Here is a 2,799-nt window from a genome sequence, read left to right on the forward strand (position 1 = left end):
TAAAATCATTTTCAACTAAAATAAAAATAATTCTATCTTCTATTTTATATGGAGTTTTAATATTAGAAAAAGTTTCTTCAAAAACTTCGTTACTATAAATAAGAGACAAATCTTTTAAAATTTGATCCCAAATTTGTTGTTCTGGTAGTTCTTTTTCTTCCATTTAAACTCGCCTTTCGAAATAATTTTTTAAAAATTAAAAATTTTTTTATTTATTGAATAAACTTTTTTCAAACTTAAACTCCGCAAGATTCGCATTCTTTAACTTTTAATTTTTGAGTTCTAGTATAATAAAGGGTTTTGATACCTTTATGATGAGCGTATAAATAATATTTTTGTAATTCTCTAGTATTTATCTCGGAAGTAATACATAATTCAAAAGAAATCCCTTGATCGATATGTTTTTGAGCCATAGCAATAACATTAATTATTTTATAATTATCCATTTTATAGGCTGTTTTATACATAAAGGACACTTCCGCCAAAGAAGGAGCAGGAAAATAAGTTTTAGAATTGCCATAAGTTCTTTCTTCCACTAATTGTTTAATAGGAGTTAAAGATGGGGTAGCAGACATAATATAACCAATAGATCCATTAGGAGCTACAGCCAATCTATGTGAGTTATATAAACCATGTTTAATCACGTTTTCTTTTAGTTCTAACCAGTCTTTATCAGTTGGCAAATAGATTCCCTCAAATATTTTTTTAACCTTATTTAAAGTAGGATAAATAGCTTTTTTATCAGCAAAATATTTTCCGTCTGCATAAGTTGATTTTTCAAATTGATAAAACTTCTTTCCGGTTTGTTTAGCTTTCATATTAGAATGTAATAAAGAATAGTAATTAACAACGTTAAAGAAAACATCGATTAATTCTAAATCTTCTTCACTACCATAAGAAATCAATTGTTCAGCGATATAACCGTGATGACCCATGATACCAAAACCAACACTACGGTTAAGACGGTTCGCTTTTGCTACCCCAGGAACATAACCGATATTAGTTTTTAAAGAAACGGAGTTCATAATTTCCATAGCGGAAAAAACGGTTTCTTTAATAGCATTATTTTTAATCATATTTCCCATATGACCGGAAGATAAATTACAAGAAATATCCATCCCTACTTGATCATCTTTTCTTTCATCATAAGGAGCGTAATGAGAAGTGATGGAAGGTTGAAGAATTTCAGTACATAAATTAGAAAATTTAATTTTATCTGCAGAAGTATTTTTATTGTTTACGTTATCAGCGAACATAATGTAAGGATAACCAGATTCACCTTGAAGTTGAGCGATTAATTCTAATAAATTACGAGGATTAACATATCTTTTTTTCACATTAGGGTTTTTAACTAAAATATCGTACCATTTGTCTATCTCAATGCTGATATCAGCGAAATTAAGTCCATATTCTAAATAAACACTATGAGGGTAGAAAAGAGCCATTATTTCGTTATTTCTCGCTAATTCAATCATTTTATCAGGAATAACCACTCCTAAAGATAAAGTTTTCAAACGTACATCTTCATCAGCGTTTAATTTTTTAGAATTTAAAAAATCTTCAATATCAGCATGGAAAATATTTAAATAAGCTGCTCCAGCCCCTAATCTTTGACCCATTTGGTCTGCATAACGGAAACCATGATCAAGAAGTTTAGCAACACCAATAATCCCTTTGCAAGCGTTATTAACTCCTTTAATAGTTTCGCCTTTTGCTCTTAAATTAGTTAAATTAATAGAAACTCCGCCGCCTATTTTAGAAAGTTGCATAGAAAATTCCATAATACGAGCAATATCATTTAAAGAATCACCTGCTTCTAATAAAAAACAAGACACAAATTCGCCTCTTTTTTTAAGACCAGTATTTAATAAAGTCGGTGTCGCAGGTGTAAAGTTTTGATGAATTAAATTTTTGATTAAAGTTTTCGCTAACTCAAAATCTCCTGAAGCATGGTATAAAGCATTAATCGCTAAACGGTCTTCATAAGTTTCTAAATAATGTTTTTTATCGCGAGTTTTTAAAGAATAATCATTATAAAATTTAAAAGATCCCATTAAAGAAGGAAAACGGAATTTTTTAGCATAAGCTATTTGATAAACAGTTTTAATTTGTTCGTAATTATATAAATCTAAAAAAGTTTTTTCATAATAATTATTTTCAGTTAAAAAAGTTAATTTTTCTTTTAAAGAAGAAAATCTTTTTAATTTAGGATTCACTTCTTCTAAGAAATAATATTTTACCGCTTCTTTATCTTTGTTTAAATCTTTGATATTCCCTTCTTCATCAATGATTTCGTTATTTAAAATTTTCCATTGAGGAATTTTACTTTTATCAGAATTGAAAGATTCTTTTTTTATTTCTTTTATATCATTTTTATTTTGATACATATTTTTATCCATTTTTTTATTTTCTTTTTTATAGTTTTTTAACCATTTTTGTAAAAAATCTATATCTTCAGAAAACCCTTTTCCTTCGAATTTTAATATTAAAGGTATATTAAATTTTTTAGAAATTAATTCTCCTGCTTTTCCAAAATTAGAACCATAGTTTTTATTTCCAGAAACGGCCACTCCAATCGCTAAATGAGAATTTTTTTCTAAAAATTTTTCTATTTCATTAGAAATTTCTCCAAATTTAACTGTTTTAGTGACTAAAAAAAATTCTTCTTTGTTATTAAATTTTTTAACATGTTCCTTAGGAAAGCCTAATTTTTCAACAAAATCGAAAACATTCCCTTGTTTTTGTCCATCGAAAATAATTTTCATTTTACACCATTTTTATTTTATTTTTTAAAAAAAT

Annotated in this window: 1 protein-coding gene; it reads right to left on the reverse strand. The window is 26.9% G+C overall.

The features are described 5' to 3' along the window. Positions 1 to 236 precede the first annotated feature (236 nt). Positions 237 to 2,765: a class 1b ribonucleoside-diphosphate reductase subunit alpha gene (gene nrdE, locus RI68_RS01815; RefSeq protein ID WP_017192083.1), complete on the reverse strand. Its 2,529-nt coding sequence runs from the start codon at positions 2,763 to 2,765 to the stop codon at positions 237 to 239. Between the last annotated feature and the right edge of the window lie 34 nt (positions 2,766 to 2,799).

Origin of the sequence: Vaccinium witches'-broom phytoplasma str. VAC (assembly GCF_000309405.1) — a bacterium.
Taxonomy (GTDB): domain Bacteria; phylum Bacillota_I; class Bacilli_A; order Acholeplasmatales; family Acholeplasmataceae; genus Phytoplasma.